Source organism: Streptomyces sp. 2323.1 (genome assembly GCF_900221035.1).
GTDB classification, from domain to species: Bacteria; Actinomycetota; Actinomycetes; order Streptomycetales; family Streptomycetaceae; genus Streptomyces; species Streptomyces sioyaensis.
Window position 1 is genome coordinate 6,982,036 of record NZ_LT907981.1, and the last position, 15,693, is coordinate 6,997,728.

General features: G+C 73.6%; 15 protein-coding genes. 5 read left to right on the forward strand and 10 right to left on the reverse strand.

Annotated elements, in window-relative coordinates:
• Positions 1-384: a PPOX class F420-dependent oxidoreductase gene (locus tag CPH93_RS30150; protein WP_093482107.1), complete on the forward strand. Its 384-nt coding sequence runs from the start codon at positions 1-3 to the stop codon at positions 382-384.
• Here the strand turns inward: CPH93_RS30150 and CPH93_RS30155 are convergent.
• Genes CPH93_RS30155 through CPH93_RS30165 form a run of 3 tightly spaced genes read right to left on the reverse strand, consistent with a single transcriptional unit; the run spans position 374 to position 2,597 of the window.
• Complete coding sequence (locus CPH93_RS30155) at positions 374-1,378, reverse strand: phosphotriesterase (protein WP_096214644.1); 1,005 nt, start codon at positions 1,376-1,378, stop codon at positions 374-376. The genes CPH93_RS30150 and CPH93_RS30155 overlap by 11 nt on opposite strands.
• Entirely contained in the window at positions 1,372-1,956 is a 585-nt protein-coding gene (locus tag CPH93_RS30160) for a DUF4865 family protein (protein ID WP_093482105.1), read from the reverse strand. Before CPH93_RS30160 ends, CPH93_RS30155 begins: the two co-directional genes overlap by 7 nt.
• Before the next feature lie 29 nt (positions 1,957-1,985).
• Positions 1,986-2,597, reverse strand: a complete 612-nt coding sequence (locus CPH93_RS30165) for a TetR/AcrR family transcriptional regulator (RefSeq protein ID WP_093482104.1) — start codon at positions 2,595-2,597, stop codon at positions 1,986-1,988.
• Between the two features lie 237 nt (positions 2,598-2,834).
• On the opposite strand from CPH93_RS30165, the gene CPH93_RS30170 reads away from it, so the two are divergent.
• Complete coding sequence (locus CPH93_RS30170; RefSeq protein ID WP_093482103.1) at positions 2,835-3,140, forward strand: SHOCT domain-containing protein; 306 nt, start codon at positions 2,835-2,837, stop codon at positions 3,138-3,140.
• Positions 3,141-3,199: 59 nt separating this feature from the next.
• Here the strand turns inward: CPH93_RS30170 and CPH93_RS30175 are convergent, their stop codons facing one another.
• Positions 3,200-3,694 carry an ATP-binding protein gene (locus CPH93_RS30175; RefSeq protein ID WP_093482102.1) on the reverse strand — a complete coding sequence of 165 codons (495 nt, stop codon included), beginning with the start codon at positions 3,692-3,694 and terminating at the stop codon, positions 3,200-3,202.
• A 174-nt stretch (positions 3,695-3,868) separates the two neighbouring features.
• Positions 3,869-4,156 carry a hypothetical protein gene (locus tag CPH93_RS30180; protein ID WP_006607324.1) on the reverse strand — a complete coding sequence of 96 codons (288 nt, stop codon included), beginning with the start codon at positions 4,154-4,156 and terminating at the stop codon, positions 3,869-3,871.
• 301 nt (positions 4,157-4,457) lie between these two features.
• Here CPH93_RS30180 and CPH93_RS30185 point away from each other — a divergent pair, with 301 nt between their 5' ends.
• Complete coding sequence (locus tag CPH93_RS30185; protein WP_040901809.1) at positions 4,458-5,555, forward strand: PLP-dependent cysteine synthase family protein; 1,098 nt, start codon at positions 4,458-4,460, stop codon at positions 5,553-5,555.
• Between the two features lie 108 nt (positions 5,556-5,663).
• Here CPH93_RS30185 and CPH93_RS30190 read toward each other — a convergent pair whose 3' ends face one another.
• The gene (locus CPH93_RS30190; protein WP_096214645.1) at positions 5,664-6,137 is read right to left on the reverse strand and encodes an SRPBCC family protein; all 474 of its coding nucleotides are present in this window, start codon (positions 6,135-6,137) and stop codon (positions 5,664-5,666) included.
• Positions 6,138-6,207: 70 nt separating this feature from the next.
• On the reverse strand, positions 6,208-7,050 hold the full coding sequence (locus CPH93_RS30195) for a DeoR/GlpR family DNA-binding transcription regulator (protein ID WP_093482099.1): 843 nt from the start codon (positions 7,048-7,050) through the stop codon (positions 6,208-6,210).
• 242 nt (positions 7,051-7,292) lie between these two features.
• Here CPH93_RS30195 and CPH93_RS30200 point away from each other — a divergent pair, with 242 nt between their 5' ends.
• A complete protein-coding gene (locus CPH93_RS30200; RefSeq protein ID WP_173909910.1) occupies positions 7,293-9,710 on the forward strand; it encodes a hypothetical protein in 2,418 nt (805 codons plus the stop codon).
• Here the strand turns inward: CPH93_RS30200 and CPH93_RS30205 are convergent.
• The 3 genes from CPH93_RS30205 to CPH93_RS30215 form a co-directional block, all read right to left on the reverse strand.
• Entirely contained in the window at positions 9,680-12,112 is a 2,433-nt protein-coding gene (locus CPH93_RS30205) for a right-handed parallel beta-helix repeat-containing protein (protein WP_096214646.1), read from the reverse strand. The genes CPH93_RS30200 and CPH93_RS30205 overlap by 31 nt on opposite strands.
• Positions 12,113-12,278: 166 nt before the next feature.
• Positions 12,279-12,872: an Rv1733c family protein gene (locus tag CPH93_RS30210; RefSeq protein ID WP_093482097.1), complete on the reverse strand. Its 594-nt coding sequence runs from the start codon at positions 12,870-12,872 to the stop codon at positions 12,279-12,281.
• Positions 12,873-13,103: 231 nt separating this feature from the next.
• A complete protein-coding gene (locus tag CPH93_RS30215; protein WP_231977496.1) occupies positions 13,104-14,723 on the reverse strand; it encodes a CocE/NonD family hydrolase in 1,620 nt (539 codons plus the stop codon).
• A 190-nt stretch (positions 14,724-14,913) separates the two neighbouring features.
• On the opposite strand from CPH93_RS30215, the gene CPH93_RS30220 reads away from it, so the two are divergent.
• Positions 14,914-15,615, forward strand: coding sequence for a TetR/AcrR family transcriptional regulator (locus CPH93_RS30220; protein ID WP_096214648.1), 702 nt, complete (start codon positions 14,914-14,916; stop codon positions 15,613-15,615).
• Positions 15,616-15,693 lie beyond the last annotated feature (78 nt).

Sequence of the window (15,693 nt, forward strand, 5' to 3'; positions counted from 1 at the left end):
ATGATTCCCGAAGCGGTCGCGCGCAGCCCGTACGTCAGCCTGGTCACCTACCGCAGGAACGGCACCCCGGTGGCCACCCCCGTCTGGGCAGTGGCCGAAGGGAGCGAACTCCTGGTGTGGACGCGGGACGACAGCGGGAAGGTCAAGCGGCTGCGCAACGGCGCGCGGGTGACCGTCACCCCGTGCGATGTGCGCGGGCGTATCGCCGCGGGCGCGCAGAGTGTCGAGGGCACCGGCCGGCTCCTGGAGGGAAGTGCCGGGCTCGGCCGGGTGCGTACGGCGATGGCGCGCAAATATGGGCTGCGGTTCCGGCTGATGGACGGCGTCGGTGCACTGGTGCGCGGCGGGCGGCGGCCCCATGTGGGGATTTCCGTCACGCTGTAGCCGGTGCGTCCGTTGCCCGGCCCGGGGGTGAAGTCTGGCCTGCGTGCGGAGTCCGCGCCCAGGGGGCGGCGAAGGCGCGCGCCGGATTGGCGGTCAGAAACTGCGTCACCAGTTCGGCGCCCAGGGCGAGTTCCAGCCGTTTCCGGTGACGGTTCAGCAGATGCGGCATGCCCGGGCCGCCGTTCACCGACCGGGCATCGGCCGTCGTGGTGTCGCCGCCCAGCAGGATCCGGTCGGCGAAGCCCGCCCCGGCCAGCGCGGCCAGCGCCTCGGGCAGCCGCCAGTCGGTCGCATGATGGGCCCGCGAGGGGCCGTCGAACGCCAGATACGCCCCGGCCCCGGCGGCCGCCCGGTGCACCACGAGGTCCGGTGCGCGGTTGAGGTGGCCGAGGATCACCCGGTCCGGCGGGACCGCCAACTCGCCGCAGAGCAGGTCGAGTACGTCCAGCGCGCCGGTCCCCAGCTCCAGATGCACGCCGATCGCGGCGCCGGTCGCCCGCTGGGCCTCGGCGGCCGCGGCCATGGTGTACCGGGCGTGCCGGTCCAGCCCGTGGAAACCGCCGGCGACCTTGATCATCCCGGCCCGGGGGCCGGTGCCCCCGATCCCCACGGTCAGCTCGGCGACGAACAGTCCGGCCAGATCGGCGCGGACCCGCTCCAGCACCTCAGGGGCGTAGTGCACCGCCTGGTGCAGCCCGCTGGCGGCGACGATCCGCACCCCCGAATCCCGTGCCAGCCCCGGGAGTTCGGCCGCGCCCCGGCCCATGCCGTACGGCGTCCACTGGATCACCGCCGCGCCGCCGGCCGCACGGAAGGCCCCGAGTTCGGCGGCCGCGGCCCCGGCATCGTCCAGCTCCTGCCCCGGCAGCCGGGGGCTGCGCAGGAAGAGATGGTCGTGAGCGTTGCAGACGCCCAGATCCTCGGGGGCGATGTCGCCGAGGACGGTACGGACGGCGGGGACGGCCGCCCCGCGCTCGGCGGCCCGGGTCACCACTGCCGCCCCGCGCCCAGCCGCTCGGCCTCGGGGGCGGACAGATGCAGCACCTGGAAGCGCTCGCCCGCGGACTCGGGGGAGGCGTCCGCCCACAGGGTGAAGTGGACCAGCTCCCAGTGGTGTGGATTGAGGGCCAGCGCCGTGGTGTGTACCCCGTCCGTTGTGGCCAACTCCTCGTGTGCGGCCGCCGCGGCGGCCACAGCGGTGGCCGTGTCGGCGTCGCCGGGGAGCGTTTCGGTCCGCCGGGTGAAGGCACGGGGGAGGGCGCCGGCGGCCGGGCCCCGCCGGTGGAACAGCCCCTGCCAGTGCCGTACGTCCGGCCGCCCGAAGTCGCGGACCACGCCGCGGAATCCGTCACCGAGCAGGAAGCGGTTCATGGCCTCCGGGGCGGCCCACAGGTAGAACGGCGCGTACTGATTGACCGGCGCTCCGTCGACGCCGCGTTCGCGGATGCCGTACGCCTTGAGGCCGAGCCCGGCGTACTCGTCCAGGAGGTGGCCCCTGGACTTCACCCGGTCCCGGATGATCTGCATGTCGTAGTCGGCGGGCAGGGTGATGGCGTACTGCATGGCGTGCATACGGACTCCGTAGTGGGAGGGGGAGGGCTTCAGCCGGCGACGGGCGTGACCTGCGCGGCGAGCAGCGACAGCACGCCCTGGACGGCGGCGTCGAAGGGGGCGGTGTCATCGGCGGCGCGGGCCAGGACGTAGCCGCCCTGGACGACGGCCGCGACGGCCGCGGCGCCGGCCACCGGATCCAGCCCCGCGGCCAGTTCGCCACGGCGCTGTCCCTCGGCGAGGACCTCGGCGATCCGGCCCCGCAGCCAGCCGAACATCTCGTCCAGCGGCTGCCGCAGCTCGGGGCTGTGCACCACATCGCGGTCCTGCGTCATCCGGCCGATCGGGCAGCCGCGCAGCACCTGCCGCTCGCGCAGCAGATAGGCCGCGATCCGGTCGTACGCCGTACCGGGGGCGGTCAGGCACTCCTCGGCGGCTTCCGTCATGTCCTCGGCGGTCCGCCGGATCGCGGCGAGGGCGAGCTCGGATTTGCCGGTGAAGTGGTGGTACATGCTGCCCTGGCCGACGTCCGCGCGCTCCAGGATCGCCTTCGGGCTGGTGCCGACGTACCCGCGCTCCCACAGGAGTTCCTGGGTGCTGCGCACCAGCCGTTCCCGGGTACCGGGCCGTTCCTGGCGGCCGGGCCGCTCCTGAGTGCTCATGTCGGGACTGTACATACTAGTAGTTACAGTGGACAAGAGCGGGCGGAGGGGAGTGCGTGCGCGCGGCCGGAGCAGGCCTCCGCGCCCCGCGTACTTCCTGCGGCGTACGCGCGAAACCGCTGGCCGTACGACGACTGGCGGCGCCCGGCGAGCGAGGCTCGAAGGAGACCGGACGCACCGGTCTGGCGGGGACCGGCAGCACCGTCCCCGCCCCCTTCCACCGAGGAGTTGAGGGCAATGTTCACGCTCGCCGCACCCTGGGCCGGCGGCGGCCCGGGCCCCTGGATCCTGTTCGTGCCCGTGATCTGGGTGATGGTCATCTTCGGTGTGGTGTTCCTGCTGCGCCGCACCGTGTGGCGCCACGGCGGGCCCCGCGGGCACCTCCGCGGCCCGCAGCTCGCCGCCCGTACGGACGACCCCTCGCCCATCGCCGTGCTCGGCCGGCGCTTCGCCGCGGGCGAGATCGACGAGGAGGAGTACTGGCGCCGGCTCTCCGTCCTGGAGGAGCACTTCGCCACCGGGCCCAAGGGGGGCGCGGCCTGACCGTCGCCGACGACGGGCGGCCGGCCCCGCCGCGACCGGCCAGGCCTGCCGTCCGCCCGTCAACCGACCTTCGTGCCCCGCATCCGGGCGCGCGGACCGGCGTCCGCCATGGGCAGGGGCTCCGGGTACGCGCGGTCCGTGCACGCCTCTTCGGGCGCGGTGGTCAGGGCCGGAAGGGTGAACCACACGACCTTGCCGCTGCCGTCCGGCCGCATCCCCCAGCTCTCGCTGAGCGCCGCGATCAGCGCCAGCCCGCGGCCGCAGGTCTCCCAGCCGCCGGCGGCCCGCAGTCGCGGCAGCCGGGGGTCCTCGTCATGCACCGAGACCGTCAACTGATCGAGCAGCACGCGGAGTTCCACGGTGCACTGCTTGCTGGGGCGGGCATGGCGGTGGACATTGGCGAGGAGTTCGGTCACCCCGAGCGCAGCCGGGTCTATCAAGGCGTCGAGACGCCAGTACCGCAGCTGCGCGGAGACGATTCTGCGCACATGTCCGATGCGAGCCGGAACGGCTTGGAGCTCCACCGTGCAGTGCCTGCTGGGCTGCCTGATCACGACCGCGACTCCCTGATGAGGCCGGGCGCCCCTCGTACCGGGCAGGGGCGAAGATCGGATCCAGCGATGCCGACTACACCACAGCGTCACCGCTGGTGAACCCTCAGTGATACGAGTACAGGGTCATCCAGTCGGTGCGCTCCCGCAACCGCACGTCCCGGCCGGAAGGGGCCGTCAGGTGCGCGGCGGACGCGCCGCTTCCAGTGCCTTGAGGAAGAGCTCCGGCGCGCCGAGGGTGAGGGAGTAGCGATGGCCGTTGAGGGTGGCCAGTGCCCGGTCCCGCGCCGCGAACAGCGGCTTGTGGGCCTGGACGGCCTGTAGGGGGGCGCTGTCGATCTCTCTGCCGTAACTGGTCAACAGCGCCAGTCTGCCGTCCTGGATGACGACCTGTCCGGCGCGGGTCAAGGATCGCAGCCACCGCTCGATCCGTACGCCGGTCGCGTTGAACTCGGCCTCCGCCATGCCGGCACCTCCTCGGTGAACGGGCAGCTGCCCTCCACCGCCCCTTGGGGGAAGTCTGCCGGTATGGCGCCCGGTGCACCAGTCTCCCCGGTGCGCAGCGCGCACAACGGCACCTCCCCAGGGCCTCCTTGGGGTATCTCAAAGTGATGTTTATGCAGGTGAGGAGGTTGTGGCGGGAGTTATAGTCGGAATCGGCCCGCCGTTGCGCGCGGGTTTCCCCAGCCCCTTGAGGAGTGCGCCGGTGAGCACCGCACAGGAGCCCCAGAACCGGCCCGACGGTGAGGCCGAGGCCCCGGCCCCGATGCCGACCGTCGATGTCGACCGCACGGATCCGGACTACCGAAGCTGGCTGAAAGAAGCCGTTCGCAAGGTGCAGGCCGACGCCAACCGTACGGCCGACACCCACCTCCTGCGCTTCCCGCTGCCCGAGGAGTGGGGGATCGACCTCTACCTCAAGGACGAGTCGACGCACCCCACCGGCAGCCTCAAGCACCGGCTGGCCCGCTCGCTGTTCCTCTACGGGCTGTGCAACGGCTGGATCCGCCCCGACAAGCCCGTCATCGAGTCCTCCAGCGGCTCCACGGCCGTGTCCGAGGCGTATTTCGCCTCGCTGATCGGGGTGCCGTTCATCGCGGTGATGCCGGCCACCACCAGCCAGGAGAAGACCCGGCTGATCGAGTTCCACGGCGGCACCTGCCATCTGGTGGACGACCCGCGGACCGTCTACGAGGTCTCCGCCCGGCTCGCCGCCGAGTCCGGCGGTCACTACATGGACCAGTTCACCTACGCGGAACGGGCCACGGACTGGCGCGGCAACAACAACATCGCCGAGTCGATCTACCAGCAGCTGCGGCTGGAGCGCTATCCGGAGCCCGCCTGGATCGTGGCCACCGCGGGCACCGGCGGCACCTCCGCGACCATCGCCCGCTACGTCCACTACATGCAGTACGACACCCGCGTCTGCGTGCCCGACCCGGAGAACTCCTGTTTCTTCGACGGCTGGCTCACCGGGGACGCCAAGACCGACTGCGCCACCGCCTCGCGCATCGAGGGCATCGGGCGGCCGCGGATGGAGCCGAGCTTCGTCACCGGCGCGATAGACCGGATGATGAAGGTGCCGGACGCGGCCAGCATCGCCGCCGTGCGCGCCCTGGAGGCCGCGATCGGCCGCAAGGCGGGCGGCTCGACCGGCACCGGGCTGTGGAGCTCCCTGCGGATCGTCGCGGAGATGGTCGCCGAGGGCCGTACGGGATCCGTCGTCACCCTGCTGTGCGACCCGGGCGACCGTTACCTCGACAAGTACTACTCCGACGCCTGGCTGGCCTCCCAGGGCCTGGACATCACGCCGTACGCGCGCACCCTTGAGGAATTCCTCGCCACTGGCATCTGGCCCGCCTGAGGCTCCCGTCCGGTCCGGGTGAGCCTCCCGGCCGGCCCGCGCCGTCCGGCTCGTCCGAACCGTCCGGCCGTCTGCCGCCTGGGGCGGCCCGCGCCGGACGGAGGCGCGTCAGGCCCGGGCGAGCCGGCGGTCCAGGGCCCGCGCCGACTCCCGGAAGGCGCGGCCCAGGCCGGGCCGCGCCAGCGTCAGCAGCAGGCGGAACGGCGCCGGGCCGTCCGCCGCGAACGTCCACCGCAGCCGGGTGCCGGCGCCCGCCGGTGTCAGCCGCCAGTCCTCCAGCAGCGCCCACAGGCCGGGGGCGTTGGTGGTGTCGACCCGGTAGGCGTAGTGCGCACCGGGCTCGGACGCCAGGACCGTTTCGGCGAAGCGGGTGCCACCGGTCAGTCGTACCACCCGGCCCGTGCCGTCCAGCGTCGGCGCTGACCGGGACACGCCCGTGAACCAGCTCGACCAGCCCGCCACATCGTCGGCCAGCGCCGTATAGACCGCCTTCGGCGGGGCGGTGAGCTCCGCGGCGAACACCAGCCGCAGCGGGGCGGAGGCGGTGAAGTCGAGTCCGACGGGGCGGAGTTGGCGTGCCATGGGAGAGCTCCCTGGGGACGGTCGGCGGGCCGGGGGTGCCCCGGCGCGGCACACCATAGCTGGCGCACCGTCAGATGTCTGCGGCCGCCGGCTCTTCGCCCGCCACCACCAGCTCCGGCGGCAGCTCCGCGAACTCCGCACGCGCCTCGGCCGGCAGCCCGGAGTCGGTGACCAGCACCGCGACCTGATCCAGCGTCGCGAACGAACTCAGGCCGACCGTGCCCCACTTGGTGTGATCGGCGACCACCACGACCCGCCGCGCGGACCGTACGAAATGCCGATTGGTCTCCGCCTCCGCCAGATTCGGCGTCGACAGCCCCGCCTCCACCGATATGCCGTGCACGCCCAGGAAGAGCACATCGAAGTGCAGCGACCGGATCGCGGCATCCGCCACCGGCCCCACCAGGGTGTCCGAGGGCGTACGCACCCCGCCGGTCAGCACCACCGTCGCGGCCCCCGCGCGCGGGCCGCCGCCGCTGGCCGCCGCCCGCTGCGCGGTGTAGAACACATCGGCCACCCGCACCGAATTCGTCACCACCGTCAGATCCGGCACCTCCAGCAGCTGCTGTGCCAGCGCGAACGCGGTGGTGCCGCCCGCCAGCGCGATCGCACTGCCGGGCGCCGCCATCTCGGCCGCGGCCCGGGCGATGTCCTCCTTGGCGCTCAGCTCCAGCGCCGACTTCGCCTCGAAACCGGGCTCGTGCGCGCTCGGCTCGCTGACCGGCACCGCGCCGCCGTGCACCTTCTCCACCATGCCCTGACGGGCCAGGGCGTCCAGATCGCGGCGGACGGTCATGTCCGACACCTTCAGCCTGCGGGTGAGTTCATTGACCCGTACCCCGCCGCGCCGTCTGACCTCGTCGAGAATCAGGGCCCGCCGCTGCTCCGCGAGGAGGTTCTGGTTGTCATTCACCCCGGCCCGTCCCTTCCGCCCCGGCTCGCGCTCCCGGGTCTGCGCGCAGGCTGCCGCCCGCGATCACTGATGCCCTCATCCTCGCACGTGGTACTGACAGCGACGCCGGTTGCCGGTGGGAAGCATGCGGCGCGGCCGGTTCCGGTCGGGGGCCCGGCGCGGGTACTGGATGTGCTCCCGGGGGGAAGGGACAATCCTGGGGCGCCACACCGCACGGCGCCGTACGGACAACGGGGGACATTGTGGAGACCGCGGAACCGACACCGCACGCCCGCACAAAGGACCGTGACACCCCGGCAGACGGTCCACCGGACCCGGTACCGCAGCTCTCCCTGGAGCTGCTGGTGCACGGCGTCGGCGGCACCTCGGCCCCGGACATGCTCGGTGATCCCCGGGTGCAGCTGATCACCGGCGACGACACCGCGGCCTGCTACCGCCGCACGGACGACGCGGACGCCGAGCAGCGGCCCGACGACTACCGGGGCGAGCCGGTCCGCGAGGCGTACTGCTGGTCCAACCTCACCTCGGGCAACGGCGCCCGCGCCCTGTGGCTGATCCTGCTGCCCTTCATGGTCGCCAACCTCGCCCACTGGATGCGCCCGGCCGCACCTCCCGAGCACCGCGCCCAGCGGATCTACGACGTGCTGGTGCGCCTCCTCGCCCTCACCCTCACCGTCCTGCTCGCCGCCGCGGCCTGTGAGGTCGCCCTCGACCTCACGGCCTGGCAGTGCGCCGGCACCACCGCCTGCAACGCCGGCAAGTCCTGGATGGGCTTTCTCAGCCCCGACAACTCCGGCTGGTGGAGCCCCCCGGGCCGCCGCCTGGCCCTCGCGGCCACGGTGCCGCTGCTCGTGGTCGGCTTCCTGTGGTGGCTCTCGCGCCGTACGTGGAGCGCCTACGAATCGGCCTCACCGCCGCCGCGGCAGCCCGGCACCTGCCGGGACACCCCGGCTGCCGAACGCACCGCGCTCAGCCGGGAAGGCTTCTGGTACGGCCGCCGGGTGGTCGCCCGGCTGCGTGCCGCCCACACCACGGCCGGTGTGCTGACCGTCGGGACCGTGCTGCTCGCCGCCGGAGCGAAGGCCGACGTGCGCGCCGGCGGCAGCACCGCCCTCGGGGTCACCGGCCGGGCGCTGACCGCCCTGGTCGCGCTGCTCGCCGTCGCCACCCTGGCGGTCGTCTGGCGCACCGCCCGCAACGAGGCCGCGCCGGACGTCCAGTCCGACCGCCTGGTCGTGCGGGTGCTGCCGTTCGCCGCCCTCGCCGTACTGGTGCTGATCGCCGTGCACACCGGCTGGGCGCGCCCCGGTGCCCGCAGCCATGGCGCGCTGCCCGGCGCCGGCGCCTTCGGCGGGATCGCCGTCTTCCAGGGCCTGCTGGTCCTCGCGCTGGCGCTGACCGCCTGGGTCCTGCAGCGTGCCGCCCGGGACGACGAGCGCACCGCGCTGCGCGGCATGGGCGGGCCGGCCGTCGCCCTGCTGGCCTGCGCGGTCGGCGGGGTGCTGTCCGGGGGAGTGGCCCAGCGCTTCGCGGACTGGCTGGACGGCGATGCGACCCCCGGCCAGGAGCACGCCCCGATTCCCGGGCCGCCGGTCCTGCTGTCCTGGCAGGCCTCGGTGCTGCCCGTCCTCCTGGTGGTCGTCGCCGCCGTCGCGGTGCTCGCCGCCGTCCGGGTGGTGCTCGTCCGCGGCCGGGTGGCCCGGGACGTCCCCGGCCTCTTCGACCCGCGCGAGCACCTCGACCGGCGCCGCATCAAGGGCATCGCCGGCGCCATTGCCCGTGCCGGACTCACCGACGCCGCCCCCGTCCTGGTCGCGGCCATCGCGGCGGTCACCCTCGTCCTCGGGGCCGGTGCGGTGGCCGGTGCCTGGCTCACCGAGCTGGCGCCGGGCCGCGCCACCGACGGCGCGCCGCCCGTCGTGCACGCCGCCGCCGAGACCGCGGAGTCCCTGGGCTCCTGGCTGATGAGCGCCGGCGTCATACTGCTGATCACCATGGGCCGGCGCGCCTACCGGGACCACGCCGCCCGCCGCACCATCGGCATCCTCTGGGACGTCGGCACGTTCTGGCCGCGCGCCGCCCACCCCTTCGCCCCGCCCTGCTACGCCGAGCGCGCCGTCCCCGACCTCACCTGGCGGATGGCCACCTGGACCGAGCGGTTCGACGGCCGGCTGGTGCTCTCCGGGCACTCCCAGGGCAGTGTGCTGGCGGCCGCCGCCGTCTGGCAGCTGGACCTGGTCACCCGCAGCCGGGTCGCGCTGCTGACGTACGGCAGCCCCCTGGAGCGCCTCTACGGCCGCTGGTTCCCGGCCTTCTTCGGGCCGCCGGCGCTGACCGGTCTGCACCGCGAGATGGACGACTGGCGCAATCTGTGGCGCTTCACCGACCCCATCGGCGGGCCGATCCGGCTCACCTGCGAGGACGGCCGGGGGATCGACGAGGGGCCGCTGCGCGACCCGCTCGCCTTCGGCCGCACCCTGTACCACCCGCTGCCCGCCCAGATCCTGGGCCATGGCGACTACCAGGCCGACCCGGTCTTCGACCGCGTGCGCGGCGAACTCATCGCCCGGCTCGGCCCGGACCTGCCGGGCCAGCGGCCCGCCGGCGCAGGCTCGGACTGCCGGGCGGATCAGGGGAGTTCGGGCAGATCGTCCGCGTAGAGCAGGGTCAGGTCGTCGGTGCTCGGGTCGGTCAGCTGCGCCACCCGGCCCGCGTGCCGCTCGACCATGGCCTCGAACGTCTGCCGCGCGGTACGGCCGTTGCCGAACGACGGCCCCTTGGGCAGCGCCGTGAAGTACTTCAGCAGCGCCTCGCCGGCCCCGTCGGCGAGGTGGTACTCGTGCTCCTCGCCCTGCTGCTCGACGATCCGCAGCAGCTCTTCGGGCGCGTAGTCGCCGAAGGTGATGGTCCGTGAGAAACGGGACGCCACACCGGGGTTGACCGCCAGGAAGCGCGCCATCTCGGCGGTGTAGCCCGCCACGATCACCACCACCGCCTCCCGGTGGTCCTCCATCAGCTTCACCAGGGTGTCGATGGCTTCCTTGCCGAAGTCCCGTCCGGAGTCCTCGGGGGAGAGGGCGTACGCCTCATCGATGAACAGCACCCCGCCGCGCGCCCGGTCGAACGCCTCCTGGGTACGGATCGCCGTCGACCCGATGTGCTCGCCCACCAGGTCCACCCGGGACACCTCGACCAGATGCCCGCGCTCCAATACGCCGAGCGCGGCGAGGATTTCGCCGTACAGGCGGGCCACGGTCGTCTTGCCGGTACCGGGGGAGCCGGTGAACACCAGATGGCGGCGCACCGAGGCGGCCTTCAGCCCCGCCTCCTGCCGGCGGCGCCCCACCTCGATCATGTTGATCAGGCTGCGCACCTCACGCTTGACGCTCTCCAGGCCCACGAGGGTGTCCAGTTCACCCAGCACCTCGTCGGAGGGCCGGCTGCTGACGGCCGGGGCCGCGGGAGCGGCGGCCGGCGGCGGGGCCTGGGCCGGCACGTTGCCCAGCAGCCCGGCCGTCTGGGTCGCCTGCTGGACCGCGGGCGCCGCCACCGCACCGGTCGCCGGCGCCGGGACGGCACGGCTCTCGTCGCTGGTGCAGTCCTGGACCGTCGGCCCGTCGCCCTGCCCCGCGCCGCCCTCGGCGAACTCGTAGCCGCCGCGCGCGCACCGCTCCGTACGGCACCGCGTCAGGGTCGTACGGCAGCCGTCGATCACATGGAAGCCGAAGCCCGAACTCCCGGTGACCCGGCAGCCGTGGAAGGTGCCGCGGCCCTCCGCGGAGACGTAGAACCCGGCCTCGGACGGCGAAGTGACCGTGCATCCCTCGATGGTGGGGTCCGCGCCCTTGGTGACGATCACGCCGGTCTGCGCGCCGTCGATGGTGCAGTGCGCGAGCGTGCCGCCGCTGCCGTGGTCGCGGAACCACGCGCCGGTGGCGGCCTCCCGGATCCGGCAGTCGTCGAGCTGGACGGTGGCGCCGTCACTGACCGACACCGCGGTGTTGCGGACCTGGGCGAGGTCGCAGTCCACCACATCGGCGCGCGAGCCCCGGTCCAGCACGAACAGCGCGTCCGGCACGTCGTGCACCCGGGTCGAGTCGAGCACGGCGGTGGCGCCGTCGCTGACCCACACCGCCGGATAGTCGCCCGTGCTGTCGTGGATCTCGCACTGGTTGGCGTCCACCCGGGTGCCCGGGTCCCATACGGACAGGCCGTTGCGCCCGAAGTGCCGCACCGTGCTGCGGGTCAGCGTGAGCACCGAACGGGACCGCAGATCGACCGCGTTCTCCGGGATGTCGTGGATGTCGCAGTCGGCGAGGGTGAGGACCGCGTCGGTGTCCAGGGTGACCCCGTCGGCGGAGGTGCGGTGCACCGTGCAGTCGGTGAAGTGGCCGGTGGCCCGCGCGGCGATCTGGATCCCCGCGCCCTTGATCTCGTACAGCTCGCAGCCGACCGCCTCGACCGCGCTGCCCTCGCCGTTGACCGACAGGCCGGCGCCCGAGGCATGGTGGATCCGGCACTTCTCCAGCCGCGGATGGGCCCCGTCGCGCACCGCCACGCCGGCCTGCCCGGCGGCCACCACCTCGCACTCCTCGAAGAGGCCGCCGGCGCCGTCCAGGACGCTGATGCCCACCCCGCCCGGATTGTCGACCGTGCAGCGGCGCACCGTCGGGCGGGCGCCGCCGCGGACCTCGATGCCGGACGCGGACCGGGTCACCACCCGCAGACCGGACAGCTCCGGGGCGCCGTCCTCCACCAGCAGGGCGGGCGAGGTCGAATCCGTCGCCTCCAGATGAAGATCGTGGACGGTGGCCGAGGCCCGGACCGTCAGTGCCACCCCGTCGGCCGGGGCGATCCGCACCGCACCGCGCGCACCGTCCGGGCCGCGCAGCGTCACCGCGCGCCCCAGCACCAGATTCTCCCGGTACGTACCGGCCGGGACCGTCAGCACATCACCGTCCCCGGCGGCCTCCAGGGCGGCGGCGAGCGAGCTGTACTCCCCTGTACGGCGCCGCCACCGCGAGGTTCCGGAGTGCGTCACCTGGACCGAGGCCTGTGCCATGGTGCTGTCGTGTCCCCACTTCGTGCGGCTGTTGTCGGCTCGCCGGCATCCGTCCGCGGATGTCCGCTTTTCGGCCTGCGAGGCGCCGGCCGAGGGGCCGGCGCCACCACCGTAGCGCGCCCGGCGAGCGGTAGTTGACACGGTCAGCAGCCTGGTCAGCCGCCCCTCAACTACCGTGGTCGGCCCGGCCCCAGTCCTGGCCCGCCCGCTCCCACTCCTGGTCCCAGCGGCGGAAGCGACGCACCATCAGCTGCCAGCCGACCAGCCGCCGGGCACCCTCGATCATCATGCCGACCCCGGCCGCGGTGCCCAGGCCGGCCAGCACCGCATGCGTACCGGCCGTGCTGACGTCCATCGGCCGCGGCATCACCCGGCCCCGGTCGTCCGTCCAGATCCGGAACCGCTCGCCGGGCTCGACGGGCCGTGGCGCGGCGAGCTCCCCGATCCGGGCGCTGCCGTCCGACGCCGTCCAGCTCGCGATGACCCGGCGGTGCGCATCGCGCTGCGAAGCGGTTTCCGGATCGGGGTCGAGCGGGGCCCGCGACACCAGCCGGTCGACCGTGACCCACACCAGGTGCCGCTGCTGATGCTGTATCCGTACGGTCTCCAGCAGCGCGCCGTGCGCGGACCGGCCGGCGAGCCAGCCCGCGGAGGTCGCGCCGAGGGCGATCAGCAGGGCGGCGACGAGCGCCACCCAGGCCTCGATCCGGTCGGTGCGGCGCCACAGCGGACTGTGCCGCCAGCGCCAAACCCCGCGCATCGCTCGCATGGTTGCCCCCTCTCGGTGTGTCCGTGAATACCCCATCGCGGGTGGTCCCCGCGAGAGTTCTGCGAAGAGGGAGCAACTTCAGGCCGTACAAAACGTGACATCAGGAGGGATAGGTCCGCCGCTCGTACGTCTGTCTCCTTCCGGCGGGAGCGGTGCGGGCCGGCCGTCGCCGCGGTGGCGAGATGCCTTCGCCGCCGGCAACGGCGAAGGCGGCCGGGCCCGTCAGTGCGCGGGCCCGCCGCTGTCGAAGTCCGTGTCGACGAGGGGCAGGGCGAGCGCGGACGGGTGGTGGAGCGAGATCTCGGACGGCTGGAGACGGGTGGCCGTCGTCAGCGGTTCACCGGTGCCGGTGTTGCGGGCGAAGCGCGGGTGGGCGCCGCCGCTGATCTGCAGGCGGATCATGTGTCCCGCGGCGAAGCGGTGGGCGGTGGCACTCATGTCCACCGTGACCTCGGCCGGGCCGTCTTCGGTGAGGTGGAGCCGCCGCAGCCCGTCGCAGACGTTGACCGAGCGGCCCCGGTCGTCGACGTCACAGAGCCGCGCGAAGACATCGGCGTGGCCGGTGTCGGTCGTGACCCGCAGTTCCGCGCGGACCGGCCCGACGACGTCCAGCGGCTCGGTGAGCGGCGCGGTGGTGAAGGTCAGTACGTCGTCCCGGGCCTCCAAAGCGGTGTTGTCCCGGCTCCCGGCCTTGGGGGACAGCAGCGGACCGCCGACCGAGGGGGTCGGGTCGGCCGGGTCGTAGCGGAACGACAGCGGCGCGGCGGTGTCTTCGGGGGCCCGGTCGCGTAGCGTGCCACCGCTGCCCAGGTACCAGTGCCGGTCCGTGGCGGGCGGGGGCCAGTGGGGGAGGTCGTGCCAGGTCCGCCGGCCGCCCACGTGGACCCGCACTCTCGACTCCCGCAGGCCGGAGGGGTCGTCACACAGATGGGCCCGCAGCCAGGCCAGGCTTGCGGTGAGCGCCTCGGGCCCGCCCGGTGCGGAGTTGTGCGTCCAGGGGCCGATGAGCAGGGAGGCGTCGCAGCCGGCCCGCCCGAGCCGGGCGTACTGCTGCAAGGTCTGGTCGAGCAGCGCATCGTGCCAGCCGGTGATCAGGGCGGTCGGTACGGTCAGCCGCTCGGCCGCGATCCCTGCGTCCGCCCCGTGCCAGTGCGGGTCCGCGGGGTCGGGGTGGGCCATCGCCTCCTCCAGATACGGCACCCGGCCGCCGAGACCGGCCGCGTACACCTCGCCGAGGGGGAGGGTCCGGGAGATCTTTCCCATGTGGCGCTGCAACCGCAGCGCGGCCCGCACGGACTCCTTCATGCCCCGGTGCTGGGAGAGCCGGCCCATCGTGGAGGTCAGCCCGGTCTCCAGGGAGAACGCGCCCCCGGGGTGGAAGAAGGCGTGCAGGTCGTGCAGGCCGACCTGGACCACCATCGCCCGCAGCTCCGGCGGCGGATCCAGCGCGAGCGCCCACTGGACGTAGCCGAGGTAGCTGGCGCCGATCGTCCCCAACACGCCGGTGAACCACGGCTGTTGGCGCAGCCAGGCGACGGTGGCCCGGCCGTCGGCGGCTTCGTTGCGCCACAGGTCGGTTTCGCCGCCGGACCCGCCCGAGCCGCGGCAGCTCTGCAGGACGACATGGAAGCCCTGTTCGGCCAGGTGCACGCCGTACATGGGCGCCCAGGGGAAGCCCCGGCCGTACGGGGAGCGGACCAGGACCGTGGGGAAGTCGCCAGCGGCCAGGGGGAAGTAGTGGTCGGTCAGCAGGGGGCTGCCGTCGGCGGCGGGCACCACGAGGCCGGGCTCGTGGGCGACGTCATGGAGCTTGGGCGGGAGGTTCCCCATGGTGCGCCTCATGGCCCGGGTGCGCAGGGGCAGCTTCTTCGCGGAGGGGTGGGCGGTCGCCGTCGTCACGGTGCCTCGATTCCTGAGCAGGAGCGCCGGGTATTCCCGTACGTCGTACTAGAATAGACGATGAGAGGATGGCGCGCAGGAACGAGGAGAGGCTGCCGTGGCCCGAACAAGCACAGCCGGCCGCAGTGCCGGAGTGGATCCCGAGGCGCTCTGGCCGACGGCCGAACGCCCGCGGCGGGGGCGGCCGCCGGCGCACAGCCGCGCCGAGATCACCGCCGAGGCCGTCGCCCTCGCCGACGCCGAAGGGCTCACCGCCGTCACGATGCGCGCGGTCGCGGCCCGGATCGGGGCCGGCACGATGTCCCTCTACAGCTACGTCCCCAACAAGGAGACGCTGCTGGAGCTCATGATCGACCAGGTCAGCGGCGACCACCGGATGCCCCGCGAACCCTCCGGCGACTGGCGCGCGGACCTGCGGCAACTCGCCCGTGAACAGCGTGCGCTCATGCGGCGTCACCCGTGGCTGCCGACCGCGCTGCCCGCCCGGCAGACGCTCGGCCCCAACGCCCTCACCGTCCTGGAGTACGCGCTGGCCGCCCTCGCCCCCGCCGGCCTGGACGCCCGGGCCCGGCTGGAGACCTTCACCCTGCTCACCGGGTTCGTGGCCAGTCACGTGTCATACGAACTCGCCCAGGAGCAGGCGACCGTGGCCGCCGGCCGTACCTCACGCGACCTCCTGGAGGCCCAGGCGCGCCACCTCCGGTCCGTCGCCACCGGAGATTCCTACCCCCACCTCGCCGAAGCCCTGACGGCGGCGAGCCAGGACTCAGGCGACCAGGAGGCCTTCGACCGCCTGCTGGACCGCATGATCGACGGGCTGACGGCAGCGGGCTGACGGCAGCGTCTGATGGCGGCCGTCTGACGGCCGGGGTACGGCCGGCGGGCTGTCAGGGCGAAGGCCCGCACCGATCGG